This window comes from Algoriphagus ornithinivorans, assembly GCF_900115305.1.
Lineage (GTDB): Bacteria > Bacteroidota > Bacteroidia > Cytophagales > Cyclobacteriaceae > Algoriphagus > Algoriphagus ornithinivorans.
On the sequence record NZ_FOVW01000007.1, the window covers coordinates 162,328 to 182,248 of the forward strand.

13 protein-coding genes are annotated in these 19,921 nt (G+C 38.2%); 2 read left to right on the top strand and 11 right to left on the bottom strand.

Translation table 11 applies throughout. From position 1 onward, the window contains the following. Window positions 1-2: 2 nt before the first annotated feature. The 8 genes from BM073_RS12310 to BM073_RS12345 form a co-directional block, all read right to left on the bottom strand. Window positions 3-1,799 (bottom strand): ABC transporter ATP-binding protein, encoded by a 1,797-nt coding sequence (locus tag BM073_RS12310; RefSeq protein WP_091654535.1) that lies wholly within the window; start codon window positions 1,797-1,799, stop codon window positions 3-5. A gap of 19 nt (window positions 1,800-1,818) precedes the next feature. After that, window positions 1,819-2,427: an acetyltransferase gene (locus tag BM073_RS12315; RefSeq protein WP_091654536.1), complete on the bottom strand. Its 609-nt coding sequence runs from the start codon at window positions 2,425-2,427 to the stop codon at window positions 1,819-1,821. A 54-nt stretch (window positions 2,428-2,481) separates the two neighbouring features. Next, entirely contained in the window at window positions 2,482-3,801 is a 1,320-nt protein-coding gene (locus BM073_RS12320; protein ID WP_091654537.1) for a UDP-glucose dehydrogenase family protein, read from the bottom strand. Window positions 3,802-3,819: 18 nt separating this feature from the next. Next, a complete protein-coding gene (locus BM073_RS12325) occupies window positions 3,820-6,366 on the bottom strand; it encodes an SLBB domain-containing protein (RefSeq protein ID WP_091654538.1) in 2,547 nt (848 codons plus the stop codon). A 184-nt stretch (window positions 6,367-6,550) separates the two neighbouring features. Then, window positions 6,551-7,069 (bottom strand): transcriptional regulator, encoded by a 519-nt coding sequence (locus tag BM073_RS12330; protein WP_091654539.1) that lies wholly within the window; start codon window positions 7,067-7,069, stop codon window positions 6,551-6,553. A 105-nt stretch (window positions 7,070-7,174) separates the two neighbouring features. Next, on the bottom strand, window positions 7,175-7,549 hold the full coding sequence (locus BM073_RS12335) for a hypothetical protein (RefSeq protein ID WP_091654540.1): 375 nt from the start codon (window positions 7,547-7,549) through the stop codon (window positions 7,175-7,177). Then, window positions 7,546-9,969 (bottom strand): penicillin acylase family protein, encoded by a 2,424-nt coding sequence (locus tag BM073_RS12340; protein ID WP_091654541.1) that lies wholly within the window; start codon window positions 9,967-9,969, stop codon window positions 7,546-7,548. The genes BM073_RS12335 and BM073_RS12340 overlap by 4 nt, the downstream gene beginning before the upstream one ends. A gap of 127 nt (window positions 9,970-10,096) precedes the next feature. After that, entirely contained in the window at window positions 10,097-10,669 is a 573-nt protein-coding gene (locus BM073_RS12345; protein ID WP_091654542.1) for a DUF2911 domain-containing protein, read from the bottom strand. A 217-nt stretch (window positions 10,670-10,886) separates the two neighbouring features. Here BM073_RS12345 and BM073_RS12350 point away from each other — a divergent pair, with 217 nt between their 5' ends. Then, the gene (locus BM073_RS12350) at window positions 10,887-11,933 is read left to right on the top strand and encodes an endonuclease/exonuclease/phosphatase family protein (protein WP_091654543.1); all 1,047 of its coding nucleotides are present in this window, start codon (window positions 10,887-10,889) and stop codon (window positions 11,931-11,933) included. Here BM073_RS12350 and BM073_RS12355 read toward each other — a convergent pair. Then, entirely contained in the window at window positions 11,930-14,185 is a 2,256-nt protein-coding gene (locus BM073_RS12355) for an efflux RND transporter permease subunit (protein WP_091654544.1), read from the bottom strand. The two genes, BM073_RS12350 and BM073_RS12355, sit on opposite strands and share 4 nt — an antisense overlap. 136 nt (window positions 14,186-14,321) lie before the next feature. Between BM073_RS12355 and BM073_RS12360 the strand changes: the two genes are divergently transcribed. Next, complete coding sequence (locus BM073_RS12360; RefSeq protein ID WP_091654545.1) at window positions 14,322-15,116, top strand: thymidylate synthase; 795 nt, start codon at window positions 14,322-14,324, stop codon at window positions 15,114-15,116. Window positions 15,117-15,156: 40 nt separating this feature from the next. Here the strand turns inward: BM073_RS12360 and BM073_RS12365 are convergent, their stop codons facing one another. Both BM073_RS12365 and BM073_RS12370 read right to left on the bottom strand, forming a co-directional pair. Further along, complete coding sequence (locus BM073_RS12365) at window positions 15,157-17,970, bottom strand: alpha/beta hydrolase family protein (protein ID WP_091654546.1); 2,814 nt, start codon at window positions 17,968-17,970, stop codon at window positions 15,157-15,159. Between the two features lie 21 nt (window positions 17,971-17,991). Continuing rightward, window positions 17,992-19,908 (bottom strand): M14 family metallopeptidase, encoded by a 1,917-nt coding sequence (locus BM073_RS12370; protein ID WP_091654547.1) that lies wholly within the window; start codon window positions 19,906-19,908, stop codon window positions 17,992-17,994. Between the last annotated feature and the right edge of the window lie 13 nt (window positions 19,909-19,921).

The following is a 19,921-nucleotide window of genomic DNA, read 5'->3' on the forward strand; positions in this document are numbered from 1 at the left end:
ATTTATATCTCCTGTAATTGGACCATTTTTTGGAAAGAATCAGACCTCTTTATCAAATCGGAAAAAGCGCCCCTATTTTCAATTTGTCCATGATTTAATAAGATTACTTCATCCGCACTCTTTATGGTAGATAGTCTATGTGCTACAATAAGGAGCGTGTATCTACCTTTTAATTTTTCAATATTTTCCTGAATTATTTTCTCTGTTTCAGAATCCAGAGCTGAAGTTGCTTCATCCATGATGAGAATATCGATGTCCTTGAAAAGTTCTCTTGCGATCGAAAGGCGCTGTTTTTGTCCACCACTGATCAGGATACCGGCCGAACCCAAATTGGCGTTTTCTTTTTCAGGAAGTGATAGAACAAAATCAGCAATTGCTGCCTGTTCCAACGCTTTCCAAAACCTTTTTTGATTTTCAGGAGTTGGCTCAGACCATTGAGTTACGTTGTTAAATATTGTATCCGAAAAAATTACAGGTTCCTGAGTAATATATCCTATTCTCTTCTTAAAACTTAATTTCTCAACCTCTTCAAGGTCTACACCATCTATAGTAATTGATCCAGTTGAAACAGGCATCAATCCCGCAATCAAATTGACCAAAGTTGATTTTCCACTTCCACTTTCACCAACAAATGCATAGGCTTTATTTTTACTTATTGTTAAATCAATTTCAAACAAAACCAGCTTACTACCATAAGAAAAGCCAACATTGTCTAAGCAAATTGAATCTTCAAACTTCTCAAACGGTACCACTCCGTTTGATTCTTTTTGCGACTGGAGTTCTTTCATGAAAGCAGTCATATTTTCCAATGAACCCGACAAGTTCAAAAAGCCATTCCATTGTGTCTGCATCATTACCAAAGAATTCAAAGACCTATAGAAAAATAACAAACTCAAAATAATGACACCTAATTGTTGGGAAAAAACATTTACCTGAACAATGATCACAACTACTACCACAAAAATAACCATAGGCTCTCTTGCTGCCACAAGTAAAGCATTATAAAAGCCTATTTTCTTATTACTATTTACGATATAATCTACTGCCTCACGTAACCTCAACTCGTATGTTTTGATAAAACCTGTTGCCTTTAAATATTTATAAAAAGCTACTTTCTGGATTAGCATCCCTTGAAAGGTATGTCCGCCTGAAGTGATTTTCTTCGAAGTCTCCTTCGTTTTTTTATACACTCGGTTATACAGGAGATTGGTTGCTCCACCTCCTAATGCGACTAACAATGCAAACTGAGGATCTGTAAAAAAGGCAAGGATTAAGTATACAAAAACTAAGGTTGCGGATTGAACTGAAGCAAAGTAAAAAGCATAAGCATTGGAAACTCTTCCTACCTCGGCACTTAAAGTATTTTGAATTCGACCAGAATCAGCTAAAACAAACGATTTGAAGTCAAAATCCGATAAGCCGCTCAAGCTATCAAAACGTAATTTTCGAATAAAATACTGCTGAGTTAGTACGTTATAATATGACTCCATAAACTTCATAACCCCTTTTAACACAAAAAGAGTGAGAAGCATCCCAAGCACTAAATAAAGATTTAACTCAAAACCTAAAAGCTCTATAGACTCTATCAAAAAGCTCATCCCACCTAGTGTTTCGGGGTTGATATCAGAACTTCCGTCAACCATTTGTAGTAATGGTAAGAACATTGCTAACCCAAGACCATCTAAAAGCCCTACAGTGAAACTGATCAAAAAGGCAATAAAAATCCTATACCCTAGATGATGGTAGAAGTAGCTGAAATGAATCAGATATTTTTTGATTAAGGATTTAATTTTAGACATTTCAATAAATAAATAAAGCCTATTGATTAGATGCGGGCACGCCTTTCAAAATAGATTTATTCCTAAAATTCTTGGTTACCACCGCTCCAGCTCCAACTATCACTTCATCCCCGAGTTCTATTCCAGGCAACAATATGGCTCCTGCTCCTATCCTGCAGTGCTTACCTACTTTGGCACCCCCTAATATTATCGATCCTGGTCCCAACTCCGAGAATTCACCTACTACACATTGATGATGCACATTAGCGCGCGAATTAATCAAGACGCCTTTTCCAATTTCCGTCTCTGGGCCTATGAAGCCAAATGGCATCAAATCAAAGTCTTGACCAGACCCCATTAAAACACTATTTGCACCTTTTAACGCGTAATATTCACCCCCAAATGATTCAAATTTTTTAAAAAAATATTCCCTAAAAGCCGGGGATCCTACTCCCAAACAAAAATTAGGATTCGTTTCCAATGCCTTTTTCAAATCATCTTCAGTATTCAGTATTTTAGACCGCGAGGAATGGATTATTGTTTTTGCGCTATCTTCATCGTAGAAAATGATTTCTGAGACTGGAATACCTTGGGAAATTAGCACTCCATATACTTCTAAGCCGTGTCCTCCTGCTCCTGCAATAATCATATTTACTTAAAATTAAAATCTCCCCAATCTAGTTTTGGGGAGATTTCGAAATATTTATTTAAAACCAATACCATAGTGAGTAAATCCTAATGACGCTAAGTATTTTTTATCGTAAATATTTCTTCCATCAAATACGACTTTATTTTTCAACAACTTACCTACGACTTCCCAGCTTGGTATTCTGAATTCTGACCATTCTGTTACCAGCAGCAACGCATCAGCATCAACCAAAGCATCATAGGCATCTTTGCAATAAGTTACTTTATCGAAAATGTAATGCTCTTTCGCCTCTTCCATAGCTTTAGGATCATAGGCTTTCACTGTGGCACCAGCAGCACGAAGCTCATCAATTATCACAGCCGCGGGAGATTCACGCATATCATCGGTATTAGGCTTGAAGCTTAATCCCCACATCGCGAAGGTCATTCCAGAAAGGTCCTCTCCAAAATGAGCTTTTACTTTTTTCGAAAGCACATACTTTTGATCATCATTCACATCTTCCACAGATTGAAGAACTCTCAAATTATAGCCATATTCTTTGGCTGTTCTAATGATAGCTTTGACGTCTTTTGGAAAACAAGAACCTCCATATCCTACTCCAGGATAAATAAATTTATTACCAATTCTTGGGTCTGATCCAATTCCCTTACGAACCATATTGGCATTAGCTCCCACCAACTCACATAAGTTGGCAATATCATTCATAAATGAAATCTTGGTTGCAAGCATAGCATTGGCAGCATATTTGGTCATTTCCGCAGATGGAATATCCATGTAAATAATACGCTCTCCACTCAGTTGGAATGGCTTATACAAACGCTGCATGATCTTTTCAGCCCGCTCATCATCCACTCCAATCACAATTCTATCTGGTCTTAAAAAATCCTCTACTGCAGCACCTTCTTTTAAGAACTCAGGATTAGAGGCAACAGCAAATGGAAGATCTGAACCTCTTTTATCCAAAGCTGCCTGAAGCGTAGCCCTTACCTTTTCTCCTGTTGTAACTGGTACTGTACTTTTGGTAGCCACTACGATATAATCACTCATTTTCTGACCGATTTCATCTGAAACTGCCAAGACATATTTCAGATCAGCAGATCCATCTTCACCTGGGGGGGTTCCAACAGCTATGAAAGCAACTTCAGCACCCTGAATCGCCTCTCCCAAATCAGTGCTGAAATGTAATCTGCCACTTTTATAATTTCTGACCACAATTTCCTCTAGACCTGGCTCGTAGATGGGCATGATGCCATTCTTTAATTTCTCAATTTTCTTTTGATCAATATCCACGCAGGTTACTTCTATACCTACGTCAGCAAAACAAGCTCCAGATACTAGGCCTACGTAGCCAGTACCCACTACTGCAATCTTCATATAATAATTTATTATTAGTTAGTTAATTAATCTCTCTACAAGGATCCCCAGAGTAGCAAGACTTGAAGCGATTCCTATCCAACTTGCTGCACTCATCCTTTCTTTAATTGGTTTTCGTGGCACCACAATTTCTGCTCCCGGCTCAATTGAAGGGTAGTTTTTCAAACCTAAAAAGCTTCTGGTTTGAGCGGCATCTCCGTTGGCATATATGACATACGCCTTTGTTTTTCTTGCGTTTTCCGTAAACCCTCCAGCCTTTGAAATATAATCTTTTAAGGATTTCCCACCAATAAAACGTGTAGTAGTTGGGAGTAATACTTCTCCAACCATTCTGACAGTCTGTAATTGTTTAGGAATCTGAAGAATATCGCCTTCATACAAAATCAAATCTGCTTCTGATCCAGGGTGTTGCATAATATACTCTAAATCTATACCCACTAGATCTTGTTGCTTGTACCTAGAGGCATTTAGAGCAGAATCAATTGAAATACTATCAGTAGGAACCGAAACTTTAAAAAGTTGACTTCTCACTTTTTTCTTTTCCTCATCAATCTGAACAAGCTTCTTTTCAATCCTTTCGAATAATATCTGCTCAGCCTCGTTTGTGTTTCTATTAAGTTTTGGGTCTAAATTGTCCCGAATTTCCTTGAGTCTTTGCTCCCTTATTTCCTCCTCAGACTTTTCTTCATAATAAATAGTTCTTCTAATTAAATTCGCTCCTTTTGGATAAGCAAAATTTGAAAGTCCACCTGCTCTTTTGATTACATCAGAAATTCGTTCATTTGATGAGGAAATGACAAATTCACCTGGATATCTCACTTCACCTCTAACAGTTACTAACTGCTCCTTTTCGAAACCTGGACTTCTACGGATAAACACATGATCAAATGGACTCAAAGGCATGTTTGCTTCCTCTGCCGAAAGTTGTAAGTTGGGATCTATAGTCAGGTTAGTTATTTCAGCGATTTTGCCGCTTTGTTGATCCCGAACTCTCCTTGCAATTTCTATGGAGGAATTGGTAGCTGACTCCAGTAATCCACCAGCACGAAGAATAAGGTCTCCCACTGTCATAGATGATGCATATGGGTATGTTCCTGGTAGATTAACCTCCCCTGAAATTTTCACATAATACTCTTCCTGAATATCATATCTACTTGGGACGAATAATAGATCTTCGTTCTTAAGTATTATATCCTCAGCTGTTCCTTCTATAATTCCTTTTAAGTTCAATGGGACCGCCGCTAAAGTCAGATCATCGCTGGTTCTGTACAATGTAGCTCGATTCGTAAAAGCTTCAGGTCTTAAACCTTCTGCCTTTTCAATTAACTGCTTGATTGTTAAACCCGACTCACCGAGAGCAAATTCTCCGGGTCTATTTACACTTCCAGTTACCTGAACCCTATTAGAAAATCTGTCTAAGGCTTCACCAACTAAAATTTCATCCCCATCTTTGGGAGTAAAAGTATTGAAGTCAGTTTCAGAAACATCTAAAACTTTTCTCTGATTATTTTCTATTCTTCTGACAGTGACCCTGTCTTTATAGGCTTGGGCTGTGAAGCCTCCCGTGTAAACAAACAAATCCATTAAGGCTTCATTTGGCTTTACTTCAAAAAGACCTTCTCTTCTTACTGGGCCCGTGATCTCAACTCTTGCCTGTAAAGGCGGTACTATAATCACATCATTATCTTGAAGCAAAATATTTGCACTCTGGTCTCCTTTAGATAAAAACTCATAAATATCGACAGCAGCCACTAACTTCGAATTCCTATATACTTGAATATTTCTAAATGCTCCATTTTCATTAGGGCCTCCCGCAGCATACAGGGCATTAAAAACAGTAGCAAAGGAAGGCAAAGTATAAGTTCCTGGTTTTGTCAATTCTCCTACCATGGATACTTTAATGGATCGAATATTCCCTAACCGAACTTGCAAAAACGTGTTAGGATTTGCTCCATTGAGACCGGAATAAATTCTCCCTAGACTATTCTTTATCCTGCCTGTTGCTGCCTCAATTGAAGCCCCGCCAACCTGAACGGGCCCAACATTAGGAACGAAAATTCTTCCCTCAGGAGTAACTGTCAAATCATAGGACTGCTGACTTGCTCCATAGACATCAATTAATAATTGATCTCCAGAACCAACTATGTATGAAAGTGGAGTTGGTAGATTTAAACTAGGACTAAAATTTAATTGCCTATTATGAAACAACTTAAATCCGAATATCTTTTTTTGAGTTGGAGTAAGATCATAATATGGATCTGATTTCCTCAAAGAGTCAAAAAGGTCTATCTCTTGGTCCATCAGATTCCTTCCTCCCTCCATTTTTCCAGAAGTACTGTTAGTCTGACCGGACATCCTCAAATCAGTGATTCTTTGACCTAATTTATTAGCCTCAGACGCAGGCATACCCTTCTCTCTCGCCAAGGCTACCAATTGGTTTGTAGTCAATCCATTTGCTTCAGCCCTTTTGATAAGTTGCTCTAATTGAGCATCTGACAGATTATCCACTTTAAGATTTTGAATATCTGACAGGCTTTGAGCCTGTAAAAGTATACTCAACATCATAGAAAAGATGAAAAGACAACAAACCTTCCAGTTTTCGATTAGCTTAGAAATCAGTATGTTTTTCAAGTTGAAGAATTTAGGAAAGAATAAATATGCAAATTTTTCTAAGATTGGCACAGCTTCGCCCTTTCAGTCACAATTTGTGCCTAGCTATTATTTTACTTTTTTTGTTAATCTCTCGGAGTTAAACCCCTATTTTATTATCAAACAAAACCAATCCATAGCCTTCATGACGCTCATTTTTAAGCGTAAAAACTACTTTTCGGTCAATCATTTTTTCAATTCTTTTCTTTAGACCCTGGATGTAATCCTGATTCAAATTATCTCCTGTAATCAACACATCGATTTTTCCTGAATCTATTCCCCTGGAAACATCTCCAACAAGCACGACCTGACCAACTTCCCCCATTCTTTCCAGAATCTGTTCCAAAAGCATGTCAAGCCCGAGATATTTTCTGATAATGTCCCTGATATTCGTAAAGAAAGGATGCTTTGTATTTGCGTGGTAGGAAATCTTATTTTTGTCAGAATGCTTCAAAAGGATGCCTGCCTGAGTAAGGTTATTCAATTCCTTACGAATAGCATTCGTAGATTCGCCGAATTCATCAGCCAATCCTCTTAAATGACTTTGATTTCGGTCATTCACAAAAAACTTAACCAGAAGCCTCAGACGAGTCTTGGATGTTATTAAAGATTCAAGCATAAAAAATCATTATCAAAATGAGTAACAAAGGTACTCATTAGAACGAACTGTAAAAATTTAAAACCTTATTTTTCAGGTTAAAAACCCAATAATAAGGCATATAGCTTATCCACCCCTATACAAATTATCAGGACGTTTTTTAGTTATTTTTCGAAATAAACTTCCAGTTAAAGAAGAAAATGCGCCAAAAAGAAAACCTAAAAATCCAGTAAAACCAATTAATATAGTTCCTGATCCTACCCCGAAAATTGAAGCAATTTTCTCAGGAAGTGGACTTCCAGTTTGTATCGAAAGATACAGACTCAATCCCAACCAGGATAAACCCATTCCAAGACCTCCACCCCAAAATGCAATAGCATTTCCTGGGTTTAATAAAATAGCTAATAATGCCAATGCCACCATGACTCCCCAATAAGGGATAAAGGGATTTGCAAAAACTACTATTAAAATTGTTAAAATTAAGAATCCGAAGAATTTCATGGCTTAGATACAAATGTGGTAATAAATAATGAGGCATCTGAATCGTCAGGTTTTCTCAAATTGAAATTTAAATATTCTCCATTGGCCCATTTTGAAATAAAATTAGCGTAAAACTTACTACCAGGATTCCCTGACTGCCCTCCAGGGTAGATTCCAAAAGCTTGGATTTCAGGACCTAATTCCACAACCATTCTCCAGCTTGCTCCGTGACGGCTTCCTGTTGCATTCAAAATACCAGAACCTCCGCCTGTGTATACATTTTCTACAGAAAACGAATTGAATTGAGGTACAAGATGTTGAATTTTAGTACGCTTGAAATTTGCCCAGGCATAATCTCCTTCATCTTCCTCCCATTTTTTCATCTCCTCCACCATCAACTCAAACCCTTTCTTAACATGATCAGAGGCAGTTTCTACACTGGCTGAATTCCCCCAGTCAAAAATTTGGGAAGCCGGCTCTTCTTTCAATAATTTGACTGTCTGATAATTAGAGGGCCTTACAACAGGAACTCCAAACTCAGCCCACTCTTTCCAAATCTCACTATAAGTTTTAGACCACCATGAAGAAAATAGCGTTGGCCCTTTTTGATTTGGATCTGCATAAAAATCCCAAGATTTCAGCTCTTGCATATATTTTTTTGCGGATTCATCATTAGGTAAATAGGAACCTAATAAATTGATCATTACAGGAAGAGCCTCTGCAGCATGTAGATAATAATCATCAAATTGTAGGGCCTTCATATCATCAACTGTGATATTTTCCATTTCCCTTAACCTGTTATTAAGCCTCCTATTTCTATAATGCTCGTAACTATTGTCAAAGACATAATATGGGTAGGAAGGGTCTACTGGGTGTTGGTTAGCAGATGAAACAAAACCTCTTTCGGGATTAAGTGTACTTGGATTATGTGCATTCGGAATGTATTCCTTCCATTCCATTCGTGGATCCGAGCCATCCATGAAAAACTTGCCTTGCTCTTTCCACTTTACTGCAAACTTTCCCTGAATCCTCATTGCTATATCTCCCGATTTGGAGGCAAAAACAAAATTCTGTGCAGGGGCAGTATAATTATCCAAGGCCGCATTATAATCCGCATGATTCTTGGCTTTATTCATCATCAGAAAGGTTTTTTGCTCATTGGAACCTTCATGCACTGTCCATTTCAATGCAAAATTAATATCCTGCCTTTCTGATTTAAAAGTCTTATCATACACCACAGGGCCATAATGAGTGTAAACGACCGTATCTATATAACTTTCCTGACCTTTTATTTGAATCTCTTCAATCCGAAACTCTGAGTCGCGCCAAGATTCCCCATATTTATAAGAACCCCTAGTTTCATCCTTAAAAGTAATTTTATACCAATCCCTGGCATCTTTAGTGGCATTTGTCACACCCCAGGCTATATTTTCATTAAAGCCAGAAATCACCCCCAAGGCTCCGGGCAACGTAGCTCCTTTAACTAAATGTCCGGGAGTGCTTAATTGCATGCTGTACCAAAGTGATGGCAGGTTGAGACTTAAATGCGGATCATTTGCAAGAATTGGATAGCCGTTCTTAGTTTTTTTGCCTGAAACTGCCCAGTTGTTAGAACCTGTTCCTTCTTCCGGCTGTGGAAGCGGATCAATCACCAATTCATCATTTGGGAAGTTAAGACTATCGGGTTTGGAAACTTGAATAGGTTCAAAATCCCACACTTTATCTGCCTCTATGACTGGATCATTGTCTACAGGAAACTCAGGAAAAAGCTTATTCAATAATTCTTCTCCAAGAATTTTGCGCAGGTTTGAATATTCCAAATCACGGTCTCCCACTAACATATCGGACATATATTTTAAGAGAAGAAGGGATTTGTATCCGGACCACTTTTCAGGTCTGTAGTTCAAAATTTTATATTCGACAGGTAATTGCGCGGAAGAAATTTGATCTATGTAAGCATTTACTCCTTCTGCATATGCCTCTACAAGCTTTAAAGTTTCGGGGTCTTTTTCTTTCAAATAGGCTAGTCCTAATTCTGCTCCGTAAGCCAAGCCTTTCCTCCGGGTCATTCTATCAAGTTCCAATGCAACAGGGCCAACAATTTCCGAAATTCTCCCAGCTGCAGCCATGGTTTGAAATTCCATCTGCCACAATCTATGCTGAGCAGTCACGTATCCTTGAACACGATATAAGTCCTCTTCATTTTGAGCAAAAATATGGGGTATTAGATTCTCATCATATGTGACTGAAACAGTCCCCTGAAGGCCAGGAATAGCTATCTCATCCTCAGCTATTTCATCCTCACTGTACATGTTTTGCCAAAATCCGTGGTTAGGATCCATCAAGGGCCCCATCGGTGGAGCAGGACCAATTGGAACAGAAGCAAAATACCCTAAAGCAAGAGTAATTAGAAGAACAAAAATAAAACTGAAGTATTTCATTCGGGCTTTTCTTGATGATGAGCGAATTTAAATTAAACTTTGAATTTTTCTTCAAAAGCCTAGGTAATTACCCATAAAAAAAGGTCCTGAAATAAATTCCAGAACCTTTTCATTTAAACTAATTGATTTATTGAACAATTATCGGGAGTTGTAGCTTTTCCCATCTTATTACTAAACCAGGATTTTCAATATCAATAGACAGCCTTTCCTGTAGACTTTCTCCCCAAACTGGAGTAACCTCCACCCGAAGCACATCATTTTTTTCATCGTACTGAAAATGCCCATGTTCAAGATCCCATTCGGAATTAAAAATCACAGTCCATTTTCCTGATTCTTTAGGAATAGTAAAAAGAGAATATTTCCCAGCAGGTAAGCTTTTACCTTCTACAGTCATATCTTGACTCAATTCAACATAAGTAGCCTCATTGGCACCAGTTCTCCATACCACATTGTAAGGAACCAAATCTCCCCAAATCTCCCTTCCTTTTACAGCAGGGGAGCCATAATAAACCTTGAATGCTTTTCCTGCTATTTCTCCATCTTTTACCTCCAATGGACTTGGTCTGGAGGATTCCTCAGACGATTCTTCTACACTGGAACCAAGATCAGAAGAATTTGAATCACTCTCTGTTTTGGATGAACAAGAAATTAGGATGCCTGCAAACATGGCAATTACCCATAACCTTTTGAAAGTTGTCATATAGTGGAAATTTTATTTCGAAATAAATGCATAATAACGAACCTGCAAAATCCCTGCCCGTACTATTCTGATAATTTCTTTTCCAAGAAAATACTTATTCTTCAGTAGCTTCGTTTTTAGGCTTCTCTTTTGCTTCTTTACGCAACGATAGGCTTGAAAGGTTTAAAGCAAAACAAAAAATCAATACTACAAGCTACAATCACCTGAGCATCAGCGAATGAAATTTATTACCTGGCTTACATTTATTTTGACCCTCCTAGTTTTTGGCAGTGTTTATATTTCGCCTGAAAACTTTCCCTACGTTGGATTACTTCCTTTTTTCATTCCTGTTGCTTGGCTTTTCAATCTTTTTTTATTCATAATTCTTGCGCTTTCATGGAGAAAATTATCATTTGTTCCTCTTAGCGCTTTATTAATTGGATATAGGTTTGCTGAAATTACTTTTCAGTTAAATGACCAAAATAAAGAGTCTGAAGGCCTTCATGTACTCACCTACAATGCGCATCTTTTTGATTACAAAAGACGAAGCGGAGGAGAATTTGACCCAAATGTTTTTGCATGGCTTCAGGATCATCCCGCACAGGTCAAAGTTTTTCAGGAGTTTTATCAGGATTACACTACTCCCTCAAGAAATGCTGTTCAGCTATTGGGAAAAGATTCGGGGATGGAAATATCTTATCAGATTATAGAAGGAAACCCGCAAAAAAGATCCTACGGCTTAGCTATTTTTTCCAAATACCCAATCATTAATGAGGGAAAAGTATTCGACAATAACAGAACCAATGGAGCCGTATTTGCCGATATCCTATATAATTCGGACACCCTAAGAATTTATAATTGTCATCTGGAATCGATGAAAATAAATTCTGAAGCATTGGATAACATAGATGGTGTAAGAGAGAATTACCGTCAAACTTTGGGTAAACTTAATAGAGGCAGTTTGGCCAGAAATAAGCAGTTAAATGTTTTGGAAGAACATATTCTGAATAGCCCTCACCCAGTCATTTTGATGGGGGATTTCAATGAAGTTCCTTATTCAAACACTTATTTTAGGCTAAATAAAATATTAAACAATGCCTTTGAAAGTGCCGGCAGGGGGTTTGGTTTTACCTACAATAAGGTATTATTCTTCTTGAGAATTGATCACATTTTTAGCTCCAAAGAACTCAAGGCTGTAGATTTTGATACTCATAGAGAGGTAGATTATTCAGATCACTATCCAGTCTCTGCAACCTTTATTTTGGAAAAGGATATCTCAGATTAATCCTGCCCATTCTTCTTTTCCCAGACCTTTTTCATAGGAAGAAGGATCACGGGCAGCAAAATAAGGTCCGCTAACAAGGCAAAGACCAGGGCAGAAGAAATCAATAACCCCGTGTAATGAGTCACACCAAACCTGCTAAAAATCAAGACTGCAAAACCTGAAACCAAAATAAGAGTAGTAAGGACTATAGCCTTTCCTGTTTCCAAAAAAGTCCTCTTGAGTGCATATAATAGATTTTTACCATTACTCAATTCCATTTTCAACCGGGTCATAAAGTGTATACTATCATCAACAGCAATACCAAATGCCACTGTAAATAGGATAGCCGTTGTTAGTTTAAACTCTACTCCCAAAAAATACATCAGTCCTAACATCCAAAGCAATGGAATAATATTTGGAATTAACAGAATGAAAGAAATACGCCAGGACTTGAATAAAAATCCTGCAATTATACCAACCAACAAGAAAGCTACTCCAAGTCCTCTAGCCATTTGAATGGTAACTGACTCATGTCCTTTATCAATTAAATAGGAAGTACCTGTCCATCTTACTTGAATAACATCCCCGTTTATCTCCTCTTCAATATATCCCCTTACTTTCTCTCTTATTTGGCTCATTTGCAGGCTCCCTAAATCCGGAATTCTAGCTGAAATCCTACCTTCCATCAGATCCTCGGAAAGAACCAAAGACCCTTGATTTTTCGAAACCCTGCCTAAAAACCTTTCCATCCTTCTAAATTGCCCTGGACTGGGAAAAACAAAGGCAGCATAATCACCTTGATTTTGTGCTTGATTTAGCGTTTTCACCAAGGTTACCGGAGATAATACACTGATCTCTCCAAACTCCTTTTTCAATTTCATTTCTAGCTTATCTATTTCTTTCAAAGCCTCATAATCGAGAAGATTTTTAGATCCATTACTTGATTTCAAATAAATTTCTAAAGGATTAGACCCTCCAAATTGCTCATTAAAAAAATTAAAGTCATTTTGGATAGGATGGTCTGAAGGTAGATTATCGAGAAGATATCCATTGATATCTATTTTACTGCCTAGATAAACAGATAACATGCTGATGAAAAAAAAGAAAACTAAAATCTCTTTGCTTTTTATAAATATTTGCCTGAGAGCCTTGTGATAAAAATCAGGAGCTATTTTTTCAGAATCACTACTTACACTCAACTTTTTCCAGCGATATAATAGAAATGGAGTAATTAAACTCACTGAAAAAAACATCATCAGAATCCCTAAACCAGTGGTCAACCCAAAGTCCTTCAACGCTGGAATACTTGTGAAATAAAGAGAAAAGAACCCTAAAGAGGTGGTCAAAATTGTCAATGTCACAGGAACCCATAACTCTTTAAAAACCTTTGAAATGGCTTCATCTTTTGACTGGGTTACTTTTAAAGCTTTGATAAGGTGTGTGAAAAAATGGATTAAAGCACTAAGTCCTACGATTAAAAAAATTGTGGGCTGCATTACAGACATCAATGCCAATTTTTTCCCGATCAATAGAATCAATGCAAAAGCCCAAAGTACTCCAACCAACAATACTAAAATCGGTATCACCACTCCCCACCAGCTCCGGAAAATCAAAACTAAAATAAGTAGCATCAAAATGAGAGAAGCCCCGAAAAACAAACCAAATTCATTTTGCATCAAATCCACAAAATCACCTTGTGTCTGTATTTTGCCTGCCACTGCCTTGGGGGCTAGGTCTTGAGACTTCCACAATTCTTGAATCTCTCCATAAAGAAGGTCTCCATCCTCTTTGGAAAGATTATCCTCATTTTTAATCAAAACCAAGAGACTTTCTCCATCCTTGGCAATAAGGTTGCCTTGATATTTCTTCTCGTCCCCTTGAAAGTTTACTTCATCTTTCTCCAAATCCCAAGACAAGGCAGCACGTTCTCTAACACCAAATGGACTAATAATAGGTTCCTTAACTGTTAAAATCGAAAAGACCGAATCCACTTTTTCCAAACTTGTAACAGATTCCTGAAACTGATCTAGCTCCGATAAGAAAGAAGCATCAAACATCCGTCCATGTGAATTTTCAAAAGCTAGTAGCAGATAATCATTATCGCTGCCAAAAATCTCCTCATACTCCCTGTAAAAGGCTAAATTCTCATCATCTTGAGGAAAAAACTGTTCGAAATCATAATCAAAAACCGGCTTTGGCTGAAGAAAACCCAAGATCAGACAAAAAATCACTGCAATGGAAAATGAAAAATTAGCACCTGATTTAGTAAACATCCAATAGCAGTTTAAATATGTCTCCGACTCCAAATGTCACACAATTATAATCAGATTGTGTCTTCTTTGTTTGATAGCAATTCCGATATTTGTCTGAAGCTATTATCTTGTTGACTAGAAAAAAACCAAAACAACCATGGAGCAATATCATGACCTGATGAGGAAAATATTAAAAGAGGGGGTGAAAAAATCTGACAGAACAGGTACTGGAACGATCAGTATTTTTGGACATCAGATGAGATTTGATTTGTCAGATGGGTTTCCGGTTGTGACTACCAAAAAACTTCATTTGAGGAGTATCATAATAGAACTTCTCTGGTTTTTGAACGGTGATAGCAATATCAAATGGCTGAAGGAAAATGGTGTTTCCATTTGGGATGAATGGGCAGATGAAAATGGAGACCTTGGACCTGTATATGGATATCAATGGAGACATTGGCCTGACGGTAAAGGTGGCGAGATTGACCAGATTAAGAACTTGATCCATCAAATTAAAACCAAACCTGATAGCAGGCGCCACATCGTTAGCGCTTGGAATGTTGCCGATGTAGATCACATGGCTCTTCCTCCTTGCCATACGATTTTTCAGTTTTATGTAGCAGAAGGAAAATTATCCTGTCAACTGTATCAAAGAAGTGCTGATGTGTTTTTGGGTGTTCCTTTTAATATTGCGTCCTATGCCCTATTTACAATGATGGTGGCTCAGGTTTGTGATCTTCAGCCGGGTGAATTTGTACACACTTTCGGAGATGCTCACTTGTATTTAAATCATTTGGAACAAACTGAGCTGCAGCTAACTAGAGAGTGTAGGCCTTTGCCTACCATGAAAATTAATCCGGAGGTAAAAGATATTTTCAGTTTCAAATACGAGGATTTTGAATTGGTCAATTATGATCCCCATCCACATATCAAAGCCCCAGTTGCTGTATAAAAAATTAGCCCCGAATTTCAGAAAATTCGGGGCTATTTAATTATTGACCTAATTCATATTTTAAGGTTCTTCCTTTCTCGACCGCTGGAAGACCTTCAGTCATCCATAGCGGAGCCGGAGCGCCTTTCAAATAATGATCAAAGAATTGACTGAGTCTAATTGACAAGTCCTTTCTATTTTTTCGCTGACGCAAGTTATGATCTTCACCATTGTATTGAAGCAACCAAGCTGGCTGGTTTAAACGCTTCAGGGCCATAAACATCTCAATACCTTGATACCACGGAACTGCTCCGTCTTCATCATTATGCATGATCAATACTGGGGTATTAACTCTATCCATGAAAAACAAAGGTGAGTTTTCTATATAATAAAGTGGCTTCTCCCAAAGAGTCCCTCCTATTCTAGATTGAGTTTGCTCGTATTGAAACATACGGCTCATTCCTGTACCCCATCTGATTCCCCCATAAGCAGAAGTCATATTTACCACAGGAGCTCCAGCTCCAGCTGCTTTAAACATATTGGTTTGCGTGATCAAATACGCCACTTGATATCCACCCCAGCTTTGCCCTTGAATTGCCATATTATCGGCATCCACAAAACCTTTGGCAACGATAGATTGGACCCCCGGGATGATACAGTTGTAGGCACTTGGTCCTGGTAATCCCAGATCATATTTAATATCCGGAACAAATACCAAATAATCATTGCTGACAAAAAACGGAATATTAATCGTTGAAGCTGAAGGTGCAGGGCTTCTGTAATTATGCAAACCATCACTATTTCTCTCATAGAAGTAAACCATCATAGGATACTTCTTATTGGGATCAAAATATTCCGGTTTAAAGAGAAGTCCTTGAAGTGGTGTTCCGTCATTTGCCAGATAACTTACCAATTCCACAGAACCCCATTTAACATTTGCTTGTTGCGGATTAAGATTAGAAGCTTTTCTTAGATTTTTGAACTTCAAATCACCTAAGTACAAATCAGGAGATTCTTTATAGGTACTTCTCTGAACCAGAATTTCATCTGAATCTTCAGCTTTCGTCAATCCATAATATCTATGAGCAGTCATCAGAATTGATTTAGGAGCAGAGCCATTCATTGAACCTTCAGCTATGCCACTTTCTTTTGACATTTCATTGAAGGCTGTCAGATAAAGTTTTTCTTTTGGATCAATGCTTTTCTCTTCTCTATCCAAAGTAATTCTTCTGTACTCGATTTTATTTTTTCTTCCTTCTCCGGCTGTTACATTAACAGCAGCATTTGGATTTCTAGGATCAATTTTCCAGATATCATATCTATCATTGATCAAAATTGCTTCGTCTCCAGCCAACCAACCTGCAACGCCATAGGAACCAGGAAGAGAGGGAGAATCATGCAATTCTTCATAAAAGACGACGTTTTCAATTCCAGAAGTTAGGTTAATTTTCTTTTGGGCAACAATATCGTATGCAACCCAGGCGCTATCGGTACTTGCATACCAGGTTACATAATTTCCTTCAGGTGAAACGCTTGGGTATCCCGGCGCATTTTTTTCGATCAAAGTTCTTTCGCCGCTTTCAAAGTCTACCAAGTATAAATCTCTTCCAATCTGAATATCCCAGCTATAAGCTCTTCTATATGGAGCATCAGTCCAAGCTATTCCAAAATCTCTTTCTATTTTGTTTTCGAGAATGACATTGTTGACTTCCCTGTCCTCTAACTGTGCAATGCTTCTATCAGTTAGGTCCATTGCAGCTGTGTAGGACCGCTTTTCCTCTCTGGACTTATTTCTCAATTGCATAGGCTGAATTTCAGCATCTTGCCAGCCCCAGATATCTAAGCTTACTCTCTCATCATCCAAAATAGTAGTATCAGATTCGTAAGCATAATCCACATAGTCTTCAGCTACACCGAAAAACAACCTGTTTTCATTTTCAGAAAACCGAATAGAGCCATCATTACTGATTCTTCCATTTTCTAATATGCCCTGACTATTTCTTGTAGCAACCTCCTCTACCTTGGGATTAGAGGTGGTTGTGAGATACAGGTTATAATATGGCTTTTTGGATTTGGCTGAATCATTTGTACTCAAAAATGCCAGATATCTGGATTTTGGAGAAAAAGTCACTCGCTCGTAAGCTGTATTCCCTTTATGTAAGACTGTGGATTGTCCCGAACTTAGGTTGAGTAAATGAATTGCAGCATTATCCAACGTATCCTCTTCAGCTAATACATAATGAAGGAAATCACCATTTCTGGAGAACCCATAAGATTTAACTCTGGCGAATTCATAGGATTTGGATCCATCTAGGGATCTTACCAACAATTTAGTACCATCCGTTTTCTTAGGCTTTTCTGCTTTTGCGGTGGAATCAGCAGGATCTTTTTTCGCTGGCTTTTCCTTTTCAAATTGAATAGCAATCCAACTTCCTCCTTTTTCAGGAATTGCAAAAGACTTAACCTCTGCCATTTTTTCCAGTTTGCCAGTTTTCATTTCATAGATGAACAAACTATCCTTAGGCATGTCGTCCTTTTTGGTCTTTTTCAACTTCAAAACGCGAATTGAGTCTTCTTGCGGAACAATCTTTCCGACCGCGTAAGTATCGTCAGGTGTGAAGTTCCAACCCTGAGCTCTAGGGATCACAAACTTTTTACTGACATCTTTAAAAGGTAAAATCTCTAATCTTCCATCTCCATCCTGTGGAGAAATCATATACCCTACCCAAATTCCATTTTTTGTAATTCGATCTGATGACAGGTTCTCCCAGCCATCATAATCATCATGTGTAAGGGAACGCTTTTGCTGTGCCTGTAAACCTGAAATGGTCAACATCACAGAAAGCATCAGTATTCCGCTTATTCTTCTCAGCATAATTGATTGGTTTAGAATGTATTATTTCAATGTAAATTCCTGTACAAATAACCCTCCTCTTGTAGAAGAGAGCTTAATTTTTCCTTTTACCTCTTCGGCACTATTTACTTTCACTTTGAAGCTGATCGTTTTCTTCTCACCTTTTCCGGTGTAGCCCGCATAAATAGTTTTGTCATACAAGTCAGGACTGGTTATTTGAACTTTCGCGTTCTCGTATCCTTCAGTCAATGCTTTGGCAAATTCCAAGGATACTCTGTCTTCCTGAACAATCTTTACAAGTTTGGCTTGCTCCAGTGCTACAGGAAGCCCCCCTACATTTTCCCAAGTGAGGAAAATCTCATATTCTCCATCTTTGATTTTTTTAATTACTGGCTTTTCTATTTTGATCTCAGGAAGCCTTTTTGCCATAGCTAGATTAAATAAAGCCTGTTTCTTGGCCCAATTTTCCAATTGCCAAGGCGGACCGTTTTGTCCAAAAAACTTCGGATGAAATCCTCCAATTTCAACTTCGCCTAACTCAGGGTGATTAAATGGTGTCCAAGACTTAAAGCCTTTCCCTCCATTTTCTTCTTCATCCCAAACCAAGGCATCGTAATCATCATAAATGCCATCATTATTATAATCCTTCATGGCTCCGTTGTTCCACAACTCATCACCATACCAAATACTTCCAAAATAGAAGTAGCCAAAATCAGGTCCATGCCCAAATAGTGGAGAAGGCTTTAGGGGATCACCTGTCATTCTATTGACTTTATATCGGGTAGAATAGGTTTCATACACATCCCCGGCCCATGGATAAGCTGTATATGAAAGTCCCAGTTCATCCATCTCTTTATATATAGCCAAATCTTCTGGATACATTCGCTCTTCACTTTTAGAAGTTGAAGGCGGTCTTAAGTGCATGGGAACTCTGGTATCCATAGAATTGACCACAGAAATATTGGCATGACTTAACATCCAAAGGACAGTAGATCGAGTTTCTGGCTCACTCAAAGGATACTCACCAGCACCATATTGTGTATAACCTCTTCCCGTCAAGTCACCACCTATATCAGGTCTCCAGTTTTCAGGATAATTTCTATGAAGGTCTAGACCACCTACGCCGTCTTCATTATAATCTCCATCCCCATCATTATCGATCCCTTCTGTGTAAAGTAGATAATCACCTTTGCCAGGGAAAACTCTTTTCATCAATTTCCCAGATGGATGATCAGGATCTATGATATAATTGGCCTTTTTCTTTTCTTCCTCGGTGACTGCCTTTTTTCTCATTTGATAGATTATTCCATCGCCGTCCAAATCCTCCTCAGGGTCTTCATCTATTAGTCCATCTCTATCATTATCGTGGGGTTTTACCGTACTTCTGTTTCTTTGCTCGGTATATAAGTAAAGATTGGAGCCATCCGGATTGTTTTGAGGTCTTAAGTAGATGGCTTTGGTGTCAATCAGATGAGTAATCTCTTTGTCCTTGCCATAATTCTCCAACAGATGTTGAGTCAACCAAAGAACAGACTCGCTAGCAGTGATTTCGCCTGAATGTCTTCCTCCTTCGAAATACGCTGCTGGTTTTTCGGTGTCTTTTCCAGTCTTTTTATTGGTAAGCGTCATCTGATAGATTGGTCTTCCTTCAAATGACTCTCCTATTATATATAGGTCAACAATTTCAGGATAGAGTTCTGCCCATTTCTCATACCAATGATACATGACATTGACTGTATGATACTTGTCAAAAGTCAGCTTTTCTCCCGGCACATATTCGACTTCAGGGAATTTGTGTTTTTTAAAAAAAGAGGGGCCATGACGCTCGCCCGATACTGTATGAAATTTGGCACTGGTATCACTTTCAGTAAAGACTTTGGCTTTTTGAAAAGTATCAATTTGGCCGTAACTCATCACAGAAAGTAACATCAAACTTGATAAGCTTGCTATTTTCTTCATGATTCGGTGGTTT

Coding starts and splice junctions, on each gene's coding strand:
- BM073_RS12310 (WP_091654535.1), bottom strand. CDS start 1,799: ATGTCTAAAATTAAATCCTTAATCAAAAAATATCTGATTCATTTCAGC.
- BM073_RS12315 (WP_091654536.1), bottom strand. CDS start 2,427: ATGATTATTGCAGGAGCAGGAGGACACGGCTTAGAAGTATATGGAGTG.
- BM073_RS12320 (WP_091654537.1), bottom strand. CDS start 3,801: ATGAAGATTGCAGTAGTGGGTACTGGCTACGTAGGCCTAGTATCTGGA.
- BM073_RS12325 (WP_091654538.1), bottom strand. CDS start 6,366: ATGATGTTGAGTATACTTTTACAGGCTCAAAGCCTGTCAGATATTCAA.
- BM073_RS12330 (WP_091654539.1), bottom strand. CDS start 7,069: ATGCTTGAATCTTTAATAACATCCAAGACTCGTCTGAGGCTTCTGGTT.
- BM073_RS12335 (WP_091654540.1), bottom strand. CDS start 7,549: ATGAAATTCTTCGGATTCTTAATTTTAACAATTTTAATAGTAGTTTTT.
- BM073_RS12340 (WP_091654541.1), bottom strand. CDS start 9,969: ATGAAATACTTCAGTTTTATTTTTGTTCTTCTAATTACTCTTGCTTTA.
- BM073_RS12345 (WP_091654542.1), bottom strand. CDS start 10,669: ATGACAACTTTCAAAAGGTTATGGGTAATTGCCATGTTTGCAGGCATC.
- BM073_RS12350 (WP_091654543.1), top strand. CDS start 10,887: ATGAAATTTATTACCTGGCTTACATTTATTTTGACCCTCCTAGTTTTT.
- BM073_RS12355 (WP_091654544.1), bottom strand. CDS start 14,185: ATGTTTACTAAATCAGGTGCTAATTTTTCATTTTCCATTGCAGTGATT.
- BM073_RS12360 (WP_091654545.1), top strand. CDS start 14,322: ATGGAGCAATATCATGACCTGATGAGGAAAATATTAAAAGAGGGGGTG.
- BM073_RS12365 (WP_091654546.1), bottom strand. CDS start 17,970: ATGCTGAGAAGAATAAGCGGAATACTGATGCTTTCTGTGATGTTGACC.
- BM073_RS12370 (WP_091654547.1), bottom strand. CDS start 19,908: ATGAAGAAAATAGCAAGCTTATCAAGTTTGATGTTACTTTCTGTGATG.